Source organism: Listeria booriae, from assembly GCF_000766865.1.
Taxonomy (GTDB): domain Bacteria; phylum Bacillota; class Bacilli; order Lactobacillales; family Listeriaceae; genus Listeria_A; species Listeria_A booriae.
Genome location: NZ_JNFA01000028.1, coordinates 135,856 through 153,195, shown reverse-complemented (window position 1 = coordinate 153,195; position 17,340 = coordinate 135,856). Strand labels below are relative to the sequence as shown.

Genomic DNA, 17,340 nt, shown 5'->3' with positions numbered 1-17,340 from the left:
CACCTACTGCCTTATAATAAGTCCCTGCATAAAGGTCCCATCATCCATAATCTGCGTATCCAACACAACCGAAGCGTTTTTATTAACGATCTCATCAACAATCGCCAACCCCAACCCACGATTCTCACCTTTTGTCGAAAAGCCCTTTTCAAACATTTGGTGAATTTCAGGCATCTCATCAGGTACACTATTTTGCACAAGCATCGTCACCGTGTTCTCGTTCTTCACAAATGCCACTTTCATAAAAGCAGCCGTCGTTCCAGCGCTCGCCTCAATCGCGTTATCAAGCAATATCCCAACAATCTGACATAACTCGACTTTATACATTTCCAAGCTTTCAATCGGTTCCACAATCTCCAACTGCGCATCAATTTTCAGTTCCTGAGCACGCATCATTTTCGCCGCAAGTAAGCCTTTTAGTTCCAACACGTGCATGTTCTTAATCTGCGACAACTTGTATTTATTATCCACCATGCTTTTGTTCACTGGTAAAATATTTTCATCAAAATACATCGCCAATTCTTCCATTTGACCATTGGCAATCAAAGTTTCTAGATTCGATAGCACATCCACATAGTTTTGCTGGAAATGAACAACCTCATGCTGCAACTGCTCCACATTCGTGACATAACGTTGCAACTGCGCCATTTGTTCTTCTTGATTTCGTTTCTCAGCCTCTCTCAAATTCGCGCGGTACACTTTCACCAAAACCAGGCAAATAATCGTCAAGTACGCGACAAAAAGTACTTCTGTTGTGTATAAAACAGCTTTTGGAAATTCATATGTATTTGACATATAAATCGTTAATTGTAATATCACTGCGGTTACAACGATAATGCCGATTGCTAGGAAAATATAGTAGCGCTGCGTTTTGGATATTTTCGTTCGTTTTCGCATTAGGAATAAGATGCTGATAAATAAAATAATACAGATTATCGCGATAAGTGTGATCCAGATAAAAGCTGTGCTGGTGTTAAAGATAGTGCCGATATTCATCATTCTTCGGTGCCTCCGGTTTCTTTATTTGTAATATGGTTGCTCAATGGCTTGATAGTTTTTTCAAAATACGTCTGTAAATCCTGTTGATTCGCCTTCTCAATATAACCATTTAGACTTGCCAAAATATTAATATAATCGTGTCGAAATACGTTCATTTCATCGTAGATTTTCTCTATGGATGCTGTATATTTCTTAAGTTGCTGCATTTTTAAGTCCTGATTCCTGATTTCAGCCTGTCTTTCACTTGCTTTAAGAATTAATAAGAAGATGATAATCGCTGACAAAAAATAAATGAAAAATAAAGCGCCGTTAATGTATACGAGTTCATTAGGGAATCCATAGCTAGACTCTAAATAAATGAATAAGTATACCATTACGATTGTTAATATCAGGACGACTATCAACCATTTTTTATTTGTATTGCTTATTTCTTTGATTTTACTGTTAAAAATAATTCGGGCGGTCAACTTGTATAGTAGATAGGCTACTAATAAAGCTAGTATGTATACCACATAATAAATATTCGGATTCGCAATAGTAGCTTGACTTGTGGAAGATAATACAAGAATTGTCGTAATGTTAACGATATAATCAACCGCAACCAGATAGGCTACACAAACAAATGGTAAACCAATCGCTAATGTCCAACGAATTTTCTTGAGCCGCAATGCAAGTACAAGTATTCCAAGTGTAAATATAAGCGAGAAGTACTGAATGTAGTATAGCAGTGTCATACTTTCTATAATTAAAACAATATACAGAATTACTAGATTTATCTTTGTAAATGCCCCTCTAGTAAGAATCTGAATACCCATCATTAAGGAAATGACTTGTACGCTACACCCTAGAAATGCAGATATAAAATAAGTTTGGATTTCTTGCATGCTGGTCTCCTTGTGTGAGTAAGAATCTCCTAATTATATGAAACTTTCTTTTAGTTTGCAATAGCAGATCAGGAATATCATTACTTGCAGGATTTTTACTTCTTTTGCTATTTTTATACTAACATAAAAAGTGGGTAAGAAACCAAATTTGTCTTAAACGCTCGATTTTTATTCCTAAGTGCGTTGCTTCTCCAATTAAGACCCTTATTTCCAAGTTTAAGAAACCCATTAAAAGAAACCAGCACCATATTATCAAGTGTTGGTTTCATAGAAATTGTTACTTTATTTTGATAACTATTTTAATTCATGTTGCCATCATAGTATTTTATTTCCGTCTTTTTTTCTCAGTTACCTTCACTACAATATAGATCAATATTGATAATATTATTGTCAGTATAACACCTACTGTATTAGATACAATACCCACTACAAATATTAAATACGACCATATAGATATAATGAATAAAATAACTAGAAATTCTATCACATCATATTTCTTCATTACTGTCTCCAAATCCCAGTGACTGTAGCTGCTGTACTAATTCCTGTTATCCTGATAACGTATCCATGCTTGGCGCTAGTCCCAAAGACACCTATAGCACCCATTGCTCCAGCAGCTAACAGTGCAAATGGATGTTTTAAGGGTAGCTTGCTAACCATGTATCCAGCCATACCAGTTAATGATCCACCACTGTAGTTTAAAAATGTCTTACTCAGATAAATTTTCATGCCCCACCAATATCTCACTACTTTTGTTACACCAGCAGCTCTTAGCATTGGCTTTTGCCCCGCCGCCTTTAGAACCTCTGAATCAGTGATCAGAAAATTGGTCGTTTTAGCAGCCTCATCTACATATGTATGAGAATCTGCCTCTGCCACACTTAGAAAACTATTACTTTCGTCAATTTGCGTTTGTACAGCCATAATTTCTTCTACAGAATACGTTAATTTTACATCTGCAGGAATATTTAGAATGTACTTATCCCCCGTAAATTCCACATATTTATCTAATCCTTCAACAAGTGATTCTGGTAAAGCATCGTTTTCTTTAATCTCAGATTGCTCCATTTCATTTGGAACGACCACTTGGGCTTCTGCGTGAGCAAGTGGAATAAAGGCTGACAAACTCATCGTACCTATTGCTAATATAGTGATTACTTTTTTCATAGATAGTTCCTCCTCGTATAGTTATGATAGCAACACATTAAGCATATCATAGAAAAGGGGATGGGAACCATTTTAGTCCTAAAAGGCCTTTTTACAGTCTTAAACGTTTTCCTTATTATTCTTTTATTAATAAATATAACATAATTTCGTCGTGTTTCTCTGCACACTGAAATAAAGTAAAGTACACTAATTCAGAATTTCAATTTAAGAACAGCTTCATTTAGAGATTTATTTTTCTATATCAATTATTTGAATTCTTTTTTTATCGCTATGTATACTGCATATAGCAATAAAAGTGAGGCTAAAATTAAATTTCCCCAAGTAATCACACTGATGGCTACTTGATTTTTGATTAGAATTTTTTCATCAAGCAGTCGGCCATAATCTAAGGCTTTCCAAACAGCAAAAACAAAATTACCCGTAATTAAAATTGATGAAAAAAGGTATATCCTTTTTTTATAATCTCTCCACATCGAATAAAAAATAAGTAAATAAATGAGGAGTAACATAAAATTTTCTTGAAAAGTTAGCAATTCTATTCTCCCTTCTTCGCAGAATTCCTATCTAGTGATTTGCTTTCCTTAAACAAAATTACTCTACATCATTCTGAATCTGCTTTTTAAACTTCGCTGTGTCTAATATTTGCGAATTCCCACCGGTTTCTTTTTGTTTTTCTATTATGCTGGCTTCAACATCGCTTATATCTTTCTTTTCAGGCAAAGTGACTTCTTGTTTACCGAATTTCAATGTACTTTTATTCTCTATCAAATACGTTCCGTTTAACTGCCCTTTTATCCAATAAGTTTTTCCGTCACCTGAATCCATCAGCATTAAAATATAATTTTCACCTGGTTCAAACAAAGGATAATTTTCTATTTCCATCCCATTTTTACCTTCTTGGAGAATAGATATAGTATCTTTAACTTTCTTCGAGCCAGTGTAAACGTTGTTAATCTGGCCTTCAAATTTGGTTTTTGCAATAATGTTATTCCCGCCTTCGATAACACCTTGCATTTTTTGGATACTTACTTCGACTATTAAATCCGCTTCTGCAACTGCTTGTTTATAGCTAATATCTTCCGTTGACGCATGCACACTCGCACTTAGTTCATTGTCTTTTGTATTCGCTTTCTCTTCTTCACAAGCGACCAATAGCATACAAATAAAGAGAGGTATTACTAATTTTATTTTTTTCATGGTAGCACTCCTTTATGTGGAAATTCATACAATTATATAATAACATACCTGAATGGTTCATCAAATGCTCGACTATAAGGCTACTGCAAAAAGTAGGAAGCTCTTATGAAGAATTATATTACACGATTTACGATAATATGTATAAAAAATAGAACATGAAGCTATTCATTCAGCGAGCTCCTCTTGGCAAACTACTGCACATGAGAACTGCTGATTAATAGCTTCATTGCTTTTATTTGTTCATCTTAAAATCATATATATACTCGCCTGAAACATACGAAGTTTTTAACTTCACTTTTTCTATTTGTTTATGTGCCTCAAAATCGTATGTTTCTAAGTATGAATCATCTTCATCTTGTCTGTATACATATAAATTATCTTGATCCCAATCTGTCAATATTGTGCTAGCCTTCATTGGAACTAATTCTTTTTTATTTTGCAAAACGGCATTTATATCAAATGTATAAAGTACACCGCGTCTGCTCAGATACATGTAGGAATTCTTTGTCAAATGAGTACTGTCACGATAGGAAGCTGCCATTAACAATTCCGCCTCGTCATTTTCTTTCGCGCTATCAAACGGAATATCTTCTATCATTTTTGTTGCTAGATTGATTTTCATGATAGTATACGTATTATCTTGTCTGGTAGGCATGTACAGATTATTTCCACCAAATTTAAAGTTGTCTAAGAGAGAAAAACCTTCGACATTGTTTGGTAATGTTACCAATGTTGTGTCTGCAAAATTCGCTCCTAAAGTAATTTCATGGAGGGCTAGCTTCGATTCATCTTGTTCCATAACATAGAGCTTTCCATCATGTAATCCTGATCCAATAATAAAATAAGGCAGTGTTTTGAGTAGCTCTTTTCCATCCTTACTCATGTATAAATTAGATGTATATACACCATCCCCATCATAGCCACTATTGTATAATTCTACTTGATAACCATTGGTATGCCCAACCAGATCGCCAGTGAATTCACTAGTTTGTCTTTTTGTTTTCTTTATGGCCTTATCAGTCACACTATATCGATATTTTTCATCATTGATAACTACACCAGTATCCGCGAGTAATATTCTTCCCAGCTCTAACCCTTTAGTACCTAATGCTCTGTCTACTTTATTTTGCTTGCTTATAGTGTAGAAACTTCCCGTCGTGATAAATTTCTCTGCTGTGGTTGATGAATACAAGAAAGCTTTTGAATTTGTAATATCTAAATTTTGAATTTGTTTTGCATTTTCTTGTGTGGCTAGTAGTTTGAATACTACAATCCCCGCGGCGAAAATAACTATTACCAAAGCTAAAATAAACCAAAATCCCTTTTTGTTTCGCATTAGGTTCTCCTCATTTATAATTTTTTGTAGGTTACTGTGTAGCTACTGTCTCGAATATCAACAGGATAGACGCCTGCACCTTTATCAGCATCTATATCAATATTCGCTTTCAGCTTGTAAGCACTCCAGACTAGTTTGGAACAATTTTTGGCTCCTGTTGTAGATGTTGCTCTATTAGTTGCAAAATTATAAGAATAACTATCACCAACACGGCTATTAGCCCAGTTTGCTGCTGCATTACGATTGGCTTGTGATGTTTTTACTGATTGCATCACGGCATTTTTTTCAACATTTCGGCCTGTATAATGAATCTTTCTTACGCCCGATTTTGGTATAGATTCCACGATATAGTCTGTAGTGTAATAAATACCATTATGTCCATGTGAGATTCCAAGTGTCGATGAAGGCGTATAGAAAACATCTCCACGCTGATTAGCTTTGGTTAATTTCTTAGTTCCAGAACTTCCTCCACGAGCCGAAATCAATTGTCCCGTTTCTTTAGCTTCAATCTGCGCTGCTAACTCTTTGTCGTTTAATTCTGCTAGCGCTTCCTTGGCAAGTGATTGCTTATCCATGCCCAGCTCCTTAGCACTCTCACTAATTTCTAGCTCTAATTCAGCTTTCGTAATACCTGGTTGTTTCTCTACTAACTGATTGATATAACTTTCAAAACTAGTGTCCGTTTCTTGTGCACTTCCTGCCAGCGGTGAAGACCCCAATACTAAACTTGAAGCCAAAACTACAGCAAAAATAGCAGTGATTTTTCGATTTTTCTTTGTCATCTCGATTCCTCTTTTCTTGTTTTATTTTGTTCATCACGATTGTAGCACAGAAATAAAAAGAATTATCAGATTAATCTTAAAATGACACTTTTCATTCTTAAACGCGCTGATTAAGTATTAAAATGGTAATGCATTGGTTAATTAGTACTTATTTAGTATATCATAAATGGTTTCTAAAAGAGAATAATTCCATTCCTTCTGTTTTCTGCTCAAAAAAAACAAGCCTATTCAAGATGCCAATTTTGACAATCCTAAATAAGCTCAATTAGAAATCTACACATTGACCTGCCTTTATTCAGAGTATATTCACAAGCCATATAACAATAACGATTGCAAAAACTATCGCGGTTCCCCAAGTTACTTTAGAATCTTTCCACACCACCTTGCCTTCTGGAACTTCTTGTTTTTCGCGGTATGTTTCTATTTTTAAGTTTGCTGGGCTATCTCCGACAATTTCTACGATAATCGGTGCTTGGTTGTGTATGTCTATTTTCTCGTGCAGCACAAAAGAATATGGTTGATTGTCTACTATAAACTCTAATTCGCAAGCGTCCGAATCTGAGGCTGGTAGATATAAGCTTCTTTTTTCACCAGCTTGAAAGTTAGCACCTTTTTTCTTCTGATTGCCGCTTAGTAGAGATGGTTGCGAAATGGTGTACCCCGTTTTATTCTCTATTTTTATTTCATGGGCAACTATTGGGCCTGTAAATAAATTGTTTAGATTTGACATTTGCCTCACTCCTTTAGATGCGTTAGACTTGAAGATTTATATCAATAGTATAACACACAATACATTTTAAACATAAAAAAGCCTAGCATTCCATTCCAATCTCGGAATACTAGACTTTAATCTATCTCTCTATTTACCAACCACGCTCATACTGCTTCGGCGCTTCCACCGAATCTCGTACGTCTTTCGCGGCTGTTCTTGCCCAATATGGATCGCGTAGTAGCTCGCGGCCTAGGAATATCAAATCAGCGCGGTCGTTTTGCAGGATTTCTTCTGCTTGGACGCCAGTTGTGATTAGTCCTACTGCGCCGGTTGCGATTCCTGCTCCCATGCGGATTTTTTCGGCGAATGGGACTTGGTAGCCTGGGTATACTTTTGGTGCGACGTTTACTAGGCCGCCACTGCTGACGTCTAGAAGGTCGGCGCCGTCTGCTTTCATCCATTTAGCGAATGGGATGTAGTCGTCTACTGTCAGACCGCCGTGTGCAAAATCGCTTGCGGAAACGCGTACGAAAAGTGGGCCGTCCCAAACTTCGCGGATTGCTTTGATGACGTCACTTACAACGCGATAACGGTTCCCTGCTGGACCACCGTATTCGTCATCTCGTAAATTCGAGATTGGGGATAGGAATTCATGTAATAAATAACCGTGTGCTGCGTGGACTTCGATGACATCGAAACCTGCTTCTTTTGCGCGAATCGCTGCTTTTTGGAAGTCAGCAACTACTTCTTCAATTTCTGTTGCCGTTAATTCGTGTGGCTTCTTGCTATCATCGTCAAACGGAACAGCGCTTGGTGCCACTGGATCTACGTCTAAAACTGCTTTACGTCCTGCGTGTGCTAATTGAATTCCGACTGCTGCGCCGTGATAATGTACGCCGTCTACAATTCGCTTCAATGCTGGAATTTGCGCGTCTTCCCACAAGCCTAAATCGCCATGAGAAATTCGGCCAACCGCTTGAACGGCTGTTGCTTCCAATACAATTAAGCCAACTTGTCCTGCAGCACGGGAAACGTAGTGAGCCAAATGAAAGTCATTCGCTACCCCGTCGTCCGTTTCTACCGAATACATACACATCGGTGACATCGCAACTCGATTTTTCAAAGTAAGATTTTTCGTTTTATACGTAGAAAACAATTTTGACATGGTTTGATCGCATCCTTTTCTTAATATAATTACTTATTTTGATGGTGCTTTTAAGCCTAATTGTGATGGAGATTCGCCACTTCGTAATCGATCGGCGATTTGGTCTAATTTGCGCAAACGGTGGTTGATGCCGGATTTGCTAATTGGTCCGCTGGATAGCATTTCGCCTAGTTCTTTTAGTGTGACGTCTTCGTGTGTGATGCGCAGTTCAGCGATTTCGCGCAGTTTGCCAGGCAGTGCTTCTAGCCCGACTGACGCGGAGATGAACTTGATATTGTCGATTTGGCGCACCGCCGCGTTGATTGTTTTGTTCAGGTTTGCGGTTTCACAATTCACAAGTCGGTTCACCGAATTTCGCATGTCGCGCATAATCCGCACGTCTTCAAAATGAAGCAAAGCCCCGGTAGCCCCAATAATATTGAGGAATTCCGTGATTTTCTCCGCTTCTTTCAAATAGGTAATGTAGCCGTTTCGGCGCTCTAGCGTTCGCGCGTTCAGCTTGAAACTGTTCATCAGGCTACAAATCGCCTCGTTATGCTCGTCATACACTGAATTAATCTCCAAATGATACGACGACGTTTCTGGGTTGTTCACTGATCCACTGGCCAAAAAGGCTCCGCGAAGATACGCCCGGCGCGCACTTTTCGTTTTTATTAACGCGGGATCAATCGCTTTTTGAAAAATACCGTCGTTTAAAATCGCCAAATCAGCAAGGATTTCCTTGGTTTTTGCTTTTAGACGCACGATGTAGACGTTGTTTTTCTTGAGCTTCATTTTCTTGCGTACGAGTAGTTCGATTGGAACTTGGTATAGTTCTTTTAAAAGTCGGTACATGCGGCGCGCGATGGCTGCGTTTTCGGTTTGGACGTCCACCATCATCATTTGGTTAGAAAATGAAACCGCTCCGTTCATGCGGATAAATGCGGACAGTTCTACTTTTGCGTCCGTGTCTGATATATCTAAATTGGTTAGTTCTTTCTTTGTTTCCGAGGCAAAGGACATAGACCCTCATTCCTTTTCTTTCAAATTCATTAGAATCTGTAATAATGTATTTGTCACTTTATCTGCGGCATGTCGTACGAGTCCGCCTTCTGTGGAAAGCAGATCGCCAGCAATGACATTAATATTTAACTTCTTATCTTTCTCAAAATCTTGGCTCACCTGCAACACGTCATCAGGGAACATCAAGTGGCGCGGCACCTCAGCAGTATTAATCATCATCGCATCAATAATCGGCCGCCCAACATGGTTCAAAATCACCTGCGCATGATCCGCATCCGTGAAGAAATCGGTCTCTCCAACTTGGGTCAAGATATTGCAAATATACACTTTATAAGCCTTACTTTCAAAAATGGCATCTTGTAAATCTTGCACAAGCAAACTCGGTAAAATACTCGTGTATAAACTACCCGGTCCAAGCACAATCAAATCCGCATCATGAATCGCCTCAATCGCAGCAGGCAAAGCCTTCACGTCTTCTGGCGTAATGAATACACGATCAATCGGCTGGCCCTGCATCGGAATAACCGACTCTCCTTGTACGAGCGAGCCATCTTCCATAATCGCATTCAAGATGAGCGGCTTATCCGTTGCCGGAATGACTTTTCCCCGAATCCGCATCGCTTTACTCAACACTTCAATCGCTTCTACGTAACTATCATTCAACTGCGACAAAGCCGTCAAAATTAAATTACCAATAACGTGTCCCGATAAATCACCTTCCACTTTAAAACGATATTGCATCAGCGCTTCCATTCGCGGGTCCGTATTCGACAGCGCCACCATGACGTTTCTAATATCACCCGGCGGCAATACATCCATTTGTTCGCGAATTTTGCCTGAACTTCCGCCATCATCAGCGACCGTGACAATCGCCGTCAAATCAATCGGTTGTTTTTTCAAGCCTCGAAGGATGACTGGCAGTCCTGTCCCGCCGCCAATCACGACCACTTTCGGCTTTTGCGTCGTTGTCATCTCATTTTCCCTTTCTGCGTTTCATATCTCGGTGCGATATTTGCGTTTCATATTTGGTTTTCAGATTGTTACCAACGTATTCCGACAGCGCCACAGAACGGTGTTGCCCGCCTGTACAGCCAATCGCAATCACAAGTTGGGTCTTCCCTTCACGCTTATAAAACGGCAATGTAAATAGCAACATGTCCATCAGTTTATTAAGAAATGTCTCCGTCTCCGGCCATTTCATCACGTAATTATACACATCTTTATCAAGCCCAGTCAGCGGACGCATCTTATCAATGTAATGCGGGTTCGGCAAGAAACGCACATCAAACACTAAATCAGCATCAATCGGCAAGCCATATTTAAATCCAAAAGACATCACCTGCACGTTGAAAACTTCACGGTCACTCGTTTGGAACTCATTGTTAATCCGGTCACGAAGCTCGCGCGGCGCCAATGTCGACGTATTGATCACAAGTTGCGAACGACCTTTCAAATCTTCTAGCAATTCACGTTCTTGTCGAATACCTTCTAACACAGAACCATTCGGCTCCAGCGGATGATGACGGCGTGTTTCTTTATAACGCGAAACCAACACTTGATCGTCTGCATCCAAGAAAAGCATTTTTGTCGTAATAAATGAGGTATTATCCAGCTCATCCAACGCGGTTTGAATCGAATCGAAAAACTCGCGGCCACGCAAATCCATAACGAGTGCGATTTTGTTCATTTTGCCAGATTCCTTCATCAGTTCCCAGAATTTCGGCAGTAAACTCGGCGGTAAATTATCGACACAGAAATACCCTAAATCCTCTAAAGATTGCATTGCAACAGTCTTTCCCGCACCACTCATACCCGTAATAATTACTAATTGCAGATGATTCGCTGCCATCAAAAACCCAACCTTTCTATTAAAAAAGAAGCATAAACTCGTTACCTCTTCATCGTCTTCCTTTACTCTCCTATTTTATCACATTCCGAACTGAAAACCTAAGAAAAGAAATCCGCCGGGCGTCTCATTTTTATCCCAGCAAAAAACCTCACATTCCAAAGAACATGAGGATTTCTCTTTAATTTTGCGCTTTTTCTGCATCTAGCCGCCTTTGTTTTGCCGCAGCATTCACTTGTTCATCCGCATGATAACTCGAGCGCACCATTGGGCCAGATTCGCAGTGAATAAAGCCTTTCTTACGAGCAATGCGCTTTAACTCACGGAATTCGCGCGGGTCATAATAACGCTCCACTGGATAATGCTTTTTCGAAGGCTGCAAATACTGCCCAATCGTCAAAATTTCCACGCCATGCGCCAGCAAATCATCCATTGTTTCCAGCAACTCTTCCCGCGTCTCACCCAAACCTACCATGATGCTCGATTTCGTCGGCAAGTCCGGTTCCATATCTTTCACGCGTTGCAATAACTCCAAAGAACGATCATACGTCGCGCGATGCCTCACACTTGGCGTTAACCTGCGCACCGTCTCAATATTATGATTAAAAATATCCGGTTTCGCATCCAGCAACGTTTTCAAACTATCGTAATCACCTTTCATATCCGAAGGCAAAACTTCCACCGTCGTCTGCGGCATCCGATACCGAATCGCATTCACCGTATTCGCAAAAACTTGCGAACCACCATCATTCAAATCATCCCGCGCAACCGCCGTAATCACGACATGCCGAAGTCCCATCGCAGCTACCGAATCCGCCACACGCTTAGGCTCACCTAAATCCAAATGCGTCGGTGCTCCCGTCGTAACCGCACAAAACCGACACGCCCGCGTACAAATATCGCCTAGAATCATAAATGTAGCCGTTTTGCGATCACCGAAACATTCCTGAATATTAGGGCACTTCGCTTCTTCGCACACCGTATGTAACCGATTTTCCCGTAGATTATTTTTCACAGCTTTGAAGCTTTCACTGTTACTAATCTTGATTTTCAGCCAATCCGGCTTCCTTACATGTTCCCGCTTCTTCTCCATTTGTCTCGTCCCTTCCTCATCGCGAAAATAAATAGCTGTCCTCGCGAAACTTCGAATCAGCCAACTCGTGAACCTCGTCCCATTCTGCCGCCGATAACGTATAGTCCACAAACGACACGCCAAAAACTTCCGCAAACCCATCTTGGAATGCCTTTTTCATCTCATCCAGCGGTATTTCCCGACCAATCAAATCAAAAATACCCGCCGCCTTATTCCCAAACGTCCGCAACATCCGCTCTTTCACCCGCTCATTATCAAAAATAAATAAGTCAAAAAGCTCCGTCGCGTTCATCCGTAACGGAATCGACCCGTGCTGCAGCAAAATCCCTTGATTCCTAGCCTGCGCACTACCGATAATTTTGCGACCCTCCATCGTAATCTCAGACCACGAAGGCTCCTCAAAACAAATCGCCGTCCCGCTCCCCGTCTTTTTCTCATCAGGAATCGCACAATTCGCCTCAATCCCCAATTTCGCCAAGCCCGCAATCAAACCATCCGAAATCAGCTTGTGCGCCGCTTTTATCGTTGGCGGAATCGCCTGATGTTCCTCAGAAATCACAAAACTATACGTCAATTCATCATCATGTAGCACCGCCTGACCTCCCGTAGGCCTGCGAACCAGCTCAAATCCGTGTTTTTTCACCGCATCCATATCAATTTTGCCCTTCGTTCGTTGAAAATACCCAACCGAAAGCCCGGCCGGCGTCCAACCATAAAAACGCAAAACAGGTGGAATCTTCCCAGCTCGGTGCCAATCCGTCAATTTCTCATCAATCGCCATGTTTATCGCTGGGTCTAAGTTCGACTGATTCAACAGCAGCCATTGTTCCGTCATCATGATACCTCCTTCGCGTAATGCGTGCCGCTTGAATTTTCTTCGTTTGGCTTTATACTAAAGAAGAATGCGCTATCTTTCAAATGACTATCCGCATATTTCAAACAAAGGAGGTGCCATCACTTGTCTAACGCACTCGGCAAAAGCATCAAACAACTACGAATCAACCAAGAACTCACCCAAAAACAACTCGCAGAAGGCATCTGTTCCCAAAGCTTACTCAGCCGCGTCGAACAAGGGCTAGAAATCCCAAGCGTTCTAATCATCCACAACATTTGCCAGAAACTCGGCATCACCGTCGATTTCCTACTCGCCCAATCCCAACTCGACTCACCGCTCATCCAGCTCAAAAAAGAACTGCATGATTTATACATCCAACACGACTACGAAACACTCTACACCTACCTACACAAAAAGACGTTGGCAACATTCGAAATCAATACACAAGAAAGCTACTATTATTTCTATCTCGGCATCTGCGAACTAAAATACAAGAAAAATAACACGGCTGGCATTAGCGCATTAGAACAAGCTTTAACATTATCGAAAACCGACGTGATGCGAGCATTAATCAGCAGTTATCTCGCCCCAGCTTATTACGCTACTAACAATGAAGTCGCCGCGCTGCAACAATTAAATCACTGTTTACTGTTCTTAAATAAACGCGACTTTTCAAGCGAACTCATTCCAGCCATTTATCATCATGTGGCGCTTTGTTACGGCTTTTCTGGTGATAATTTAACGGCAATCGAGTACATTCACCTAGGCATTGACTGCTGTAAACGGCAAAACAATAATTTTTACCTCTCCTATTTATTTTTTGAACTCGGTGTATTTTTTATTCGCACCAACCGAAAGCAAACAGGAACCCGAAAAATGAAATTCAGTTTGGAACTATCCGCGTATCTCGATGAACAATTTGTGACCGCAGAACTTACGAAACGGCGCAAAGAAACGATCGAATATGCGAATAATCATATTTAAAGGAGACGAGGCACAATGAATCGTGAAGTTATTTTATATATCGCAGTAAGTGTGGATGGTTATATTGCAGAAGCAGACGGTAGCATTGGCTTTTTGGAAGATACAGAAGTGATTGTCGATGAGGAGACTTCCTATCAAGAATTGCTGGACAAAATCGACACGGTCGTACTTGGCAGAACGACTTACGATCAGTTGGTAAACGAGCTTGCGCCTGGAAATTATCCGTACACCGAACAAACATCGTACATCATTACAAGTCACCCCGACACAAACACCGAAAAACTAGTTTTCACATCCGAAGATCCCGTAGAATTAGTCCGCAACTTAAAAAGCGTGGACGGAAAAGCGATTTGGATTGTAGGTGGCAGTAGCATTATAGCACCTCTAGTCGAAGCCAACTTAATCGATTCGTACGTCATTACTACCATTCCAGTCCTTCTAGGCAAAGGCATCCCCTTATTCTCAGAATTTGAAGGCCCAGTTTCTCTAAGAGTCGACCGAGTAGACGTAAACAATGGCTTAGTTTACACCTATTACTCCAAAAAGTAATTAATTTGTCATTTTTAAAAAATTCTATACTTTTCTTTATAAAACCTTTAGAGCTTATCCGTATAGTAGGCAATGCACCACATTTTTTTATAGAGGAGAGAGGAAATGAAGAAAATCAGCATCATCTTTATTGCGACAATGCTCATGGGCTTATTAATCGCTTGCACGCCAACAACTGCCGAATCCAAACCCGCACCAAAAAGTAAAACCACACAAGCAAAAGAAGCACTCAATCAGCTAGAAAAAAAATACGGATCGGAATTAGGCGTCTATGCAGTCAATCCGGAAAACAGCCAAACCCTCCAGTACAACGCACAGGAACGCTTTGCCTTTGTATCCACATATAAAGCCATCGCAAGCGGCGTGTTACTGAAAAATCTAACCGAACAACAACTAGAAAAACGCGTATTCTTCAAAAAAGAGGACTTAGTGGACTACTCCCCAGTCACTGAAAAACATGTGGAAAGCGGCATGACCATCAAAGAAATCATTCACGCAGCCGTTGCATACAGCGATAACACAGCGGGAAATTTATTATTCAACGCGCTAAACGGTCCTAAAGGTTTCCAAGACGAACTCCGCAAAATCAAAGATGAAACAACAAACTCCGACCGCTACGAAACGGAATTAAATACAGCCATTCCTGGAGACTCTCGCGACACAAGCACTCCAGAAGCGTTCGCTAAAAACTTGGCATTCCTAACAAAGCAAGGCAACTTACAACCAAAACAGTTAGATTATTTCAAGCAAACACTTATTGAAAACACAACGGGAGACAAACTAATCCGAGCTGGCGTTCCAAAAGGTTACATAGTCGGAGACAAAACCGGCGCGGGCTCTTACGGAACACGAAATGATATCGCCGTTATTTATTCTGATGACAAAGATAAAGAACCACTAGTCTGGGTTATCTTCTCGAAAAAAGACAAAGAGGATGCTGAATATGACGATCAATTGATTGCTGATGCGGCCAAAGTACTTAGTCGATACTTCGATTTATAAAACAAAAAAGGATTTTCCAATGACGGAAAATCCTTTTTTCTGCGCTTATTTCTCGACGGTTTTCATTAATCCATCGCGAACACGTTCTAATTTTTCAGTTGCTTCGTTTTCTGTTTGGCCTTTGATGCTGAAATAGAATTTGATTTTTGGCTCTGTGCCGGATGGGCGTAGCGCGAACCATGAACCATCTGCTAGGAAGCATTTGATAACGTTGGATTTGGACATATCGATTGTTTCGGTTGTGCCAGCCGTGATGTCGCGGCGTTCGCTTAATTGATAGTCTTCCACTTTCGTAATCGCTTCGCCACCCATGTGCTCTGGAAGTGCTGCGCGGAACGATTTCATGATGTTCTCAATTTGCTCCGAGCCATCTTTCCCGCTCATCGTTAACGATACTAAGTCCTCTTTAAAATAGCCAAATTGCTCGTAAATTTCTTCAAGGTCCTCTGCTAATGTTTTGCCCGCTTGTTTACTGTCCAGCGTCACTTCACAAATAGCAAGTAGCGCTTGAATCGCGTCTTTATCACGCGTGAACGGCTTCACCATGAAACCATTACTTTCTTCAAAACCAAATTCGAACGTGTTAGAACCCGTTGTTTCGAATTGGTGAATTTGCTCGGCGATAAATTTGAAACCAGTCAGAACTTCAATCATTTTTACATCAAAATGGTTCGCAATAACCGTTCCTAAATCAGATGTTACAATCGATTTCAAGACTGCTGCGTTTTGTGGTAATTCGTTTTGCGCTTTCTTCTGTTTCAATAAGTAATGCAAAATTAGCGCGCCGATTTGGTTACCGCTTAGAACATCGTATTGCCCTGATTTGGTGCGAACTACAACGCCAAGACGGTCAGCGTCAGGGTCTGTTCCGACAAGAATATCCGCGTCATATTTCTCCCCGTAGCCAATCGCAACTTCAAATGCTGCACGGTTTTCTGGGTTCGGTGACTTCACCGTCGAGAAATTTGGATCAGGAACGAACTGTTCTTCGACTTGGATGACGTTTGTAAATCCAACGCTTTCCAATGCTTTCAAGCCAAGCATGCCGCCAGTTCCGTGAAGTGGTGTGAAGACAATTTTCAAATCTTTGCCGTGATTTGTTACTAAATCATTGTTTACAACGACTGTTTTTACTTTTTCTAAGTATGGTGTGTCGACTTTCTCGCTGATGACTTCTAGCATGCCGTCTGCAATTAGCGCCTCTTTATCCGCTACTTGAACGGAGAAAATGTCGTCAATTGCATCGATATAACGCGTTACTGCCCCCGCCGCGTGTGGCGCCATTTGCCCGCCATCTTCGCCGTAGACTTTGTAACCATTGTATTCCGCTGGGTTATGGCTCGCCGTAATCACGATACCGCTATACGTATTCAAATAGCGCACAGCAAAAGACAATTCTGGTGTTGGACGCAATGTTTCAAACACGTAACTCTTGATGCCGTGGTGCCCTAAAACACGCGCAGATTCATACGCAAATTCAGGCGACATATGGCGGCAATCATACGCAATAACAACGCCGCGTTTCTTCGCTTCCTCACCGTTCTCCGCAACATAGCGCGCCAAACCTTCCGAAGCCTTGCGAATCGTATAAATATTCATCCGGTTCGTTCCAGCACCTAGCACACCACGCATGCCCGCCGTTCCGAATTCCATATTACGATAAAAGCTGTCCTCAAGCGTTTTCTCGTCTTTTTCCGCATGTAACGCTTCCTTCAAGCTACCCTCAAGTGCATCATTTGCCATCCATTTCTTGTATTCCTCTTTCCATCCCATAATTCTCCTGCTCC

General features: G+C 40.8%; 18 protein-coding genes. 3 read left to right on the top strand and 15 right to left on the bottom strand.

The features are described from left to right. Positions 1 to 3: 3 nt before the first annotated feature. The 14 genes from EP57_RS13350 to EP57_RS13285 all read right to left on the bottom strand — a co-directional run bounded on the left by EP57_RS13350 (position 4) and on the right by EP57_RS13285 (position 13,018). Positions 4 to 999, bottom strand: a complete 996-nt coding sequence (locus EP57_RS13350) for a sensor histidine kinase (RefSeq protein WP_052167698.1) — start codon at positions 997 to 999, stop codon at positions 4 to 6. Beyond that, a complete protein-coding gene (locus tag EP57_RS13345) occupies positions 996 to 1,817 on the bottom strand; it encodes a sensor histidine kinase (RefSeq protein WP_143812841.1) in 822 nt (273 codons plus the stop codon). Before EP57_RS13345 ends, EP57_RS13350 begins: the two co-directional genes overlap by 4 nt. Positions 1,818 to 2,384: 567 nt before the next feature. After that, the gene (locus EP57_RS13340) at positions 2,385 to 3,050 is read right to left on the bottom strand and encodes a hypothetical protein (RefSeq protein ID WP_036087450.1); all 666 of its coding nucleotides are present in this window, start codon (positions 3,048 to 3,050) and stop codon (positions 2,385 to 2,387) included. Positions 3,051 to 3,295: 245 nt separating this feature from the next. Next, entirely contained in the window at positions 3,296 to 3,583 is a 288-nt protein-coding gene (locus tag EP57_RS13335) for a hypothetical protein (protein WP_036087449.1), read from the bottom strand. Positions 3,584 to 3,641: 58 nt separating this feature from the next. Beyond that, the gene (locus tag EP57_RS13330) at positions 3,642 to 4,247 is read right to left on the bottom strand and encodes a hypothetical protein (RefSeq protein WP_036087446.1); all 606 of its coding nucleotides are present in this window, start codon (positions 4,245 to 4,247) and stop codon (positions 3,642 to 3,644) included. 232 nt (positions 4,248 to 4,479) lie between these two features. Beyond that, positions 4,480 to 5,583, bottom strand: a complete 1,104-nt coding sequence (locus EP57_RS13325; RefSeq protein ID WP_036087443.1) for a hypothetical protein — start codon at positions 5,581 to 5,583, stop codon at positions 4,480 to 4,482. Positions 5,584 to 5,597: 14 nt separating this feature from the next. Next, positions 5,598 to 6,365 (bottom strand): YiiX/YebB-like N1pC/P60 family cysteine hydrolase, encoded by a 768-nt coding sequence (locus EP57_RS13320; RefSeq protein ID WP_036087442.1) that lies wholly within the window; start codon positions 6,363 to 6,365, stop codon positions 5,598 to 5,600. Between the two features lie 295 nt (positions 6,366 to 6,660). Continuing rightward, complete coding sequence (locus tag EP57_RS13315; RefSeq protein ID WP_036087441.1) at positions 6,661 to 7,095, bottom strand: hypothetical protein; 435 nt, start codon at positions 7,093 to 7,095, stop codon at positions 6,661 to 6,663. A 133-nt stretch (positions 7,096 to 7,228) separates the two neighbouring features. Beyond that, positions 7,229 to 8,242 carry an NADPH dehydrogenase NamA gene (gene namA, locus EP57_RS13310; RefSeq protein WP_036087440.1) on the bottom strand — a complete coding sequence of 338 codons (1,014 nt, stop codon included), beginning with the start codon at positions 8,240 to 8,242 and terminating at the stop codon, positions 7,229 to 7,231. 33 nt (positions 8,243 to 8,275) lie between these two features. Beyond that, a complete protein-coding gene (gene whiA / locus EP57_RS13305) occupies positions 8,276 to 9,244 on the bottom strand; it encodes a DNA-binding protein WhiA (RefSeq protein WP_036087438.1) in 969 nt (322 codons plus the stop codon). 6 nt (positions 9,245 to 9,250) lie between these two features. Then, entirely contained in the window at positions 9,251 to 10,216 is a 966-nt protein-coding gene (locus EP57_RS13300; RefSeq protein WP_036087437.1) for a gluconeogenesis factor YvcK family protein, read from the bottom strand. A 1-nt stretch (position 10,217) separates the two neighbouring features. Then, on the bottom strand, positions 10,218 to 11,093 hold the full coding sequence (gene rapZ / locus EP57_RS13295; protein ID WP_036087434.1) for an RNase adapter RapZ: 876 nt from the start codon (positions 11,091 to 11,093) through the stop codon (positions 10,218 to 10,220). Positions 11,094 to 11,271: 178 nt separating this feature from the next. Then, positions 11,272 to 12,183, bottom strand: coding sequence for a lipoyl synthase (lipA, locus tag EP57_RS13290; RefSeq protein WP_036087431.1), 912 nt, complete (start codon positions 12,181 to 12,183; stop codon positions 11,272 to 11,274). A 16-nt stretch (positions 12,184 to 12,199) separates the two neighbouring features. After that, positions 12,200 to 13,018 (bottom strand): lipoate--protein ligase family protein, encoded by an 819-nt coding sequence (locus EP57_RS13285; protein WP_052167697.1) that lies wholly within the window; start codon positions 13,016 to 13,018, stop codon positions 12,200 to 12,202. Between the two features lie 123 nt (positions 13,019 to 13,141). On the opposite strand from EP57_RS13285, the gene EP57_RS13280 reads away from it, so the two are divergent. The 3 genes from EP57_RS13280 (at position 13,142) to bla (ending at position 15,553) form a co-directional block, all read left to right on the top strand. Beyond that, the gene (locus EP57_RS13280) at positions 13,142 to 14,002 is read left to right on the top strand and encodes a helix-turn-helix domain-containing protein (protein WP_036087429.1); all 861 of its coding nucleotides are present in this window, start codon (positions 13,142 to 13,144) and stop codon (positions 14,000 to 14,002) included. Between the two features lie 15 nt (positions 14,003 to 14,017). Continuing rightward, entirely contained in the window at positions 14,018 to 14,551 is a 534-nt protein-coding gene (locus EP57_RS13275; protein WP_036087427.1) for a dihydrofolate reductase family protein, read from the top strand. A gap of 105 nt (positions 14,552 to 14,656) precedes the next feature. Further along, positions 14,657 to 15,553, top strand: a complete 897-nt coding sequence (gene bla / locus EP57_RS13270; protein WP_052167696.1) for a class A beta-lactamase — start codon at positions 14,657 to 14,659, stop codon at positions 15,551 to 15,553. Positions 15,554 to 15,598: 45 nt separating this feature from the next. Here the strand turns inward: bla and EP57_RS13265 are convergent, their stop codons facing one another. Beyond that, positions 15,599 to 17,326: a phospho-sugar mutase gene (locus EP57_RS13265; protein ID WP_036087425.1), complete on the bottom strand. Its 1,728-nt coding sequence runs from the start codon at positions 17,324 to 17,326 to the stop codon at positions 15,599 to 15,601. Positions 17,327 to 17,340 lie beyond the last annotated feature (14 nt).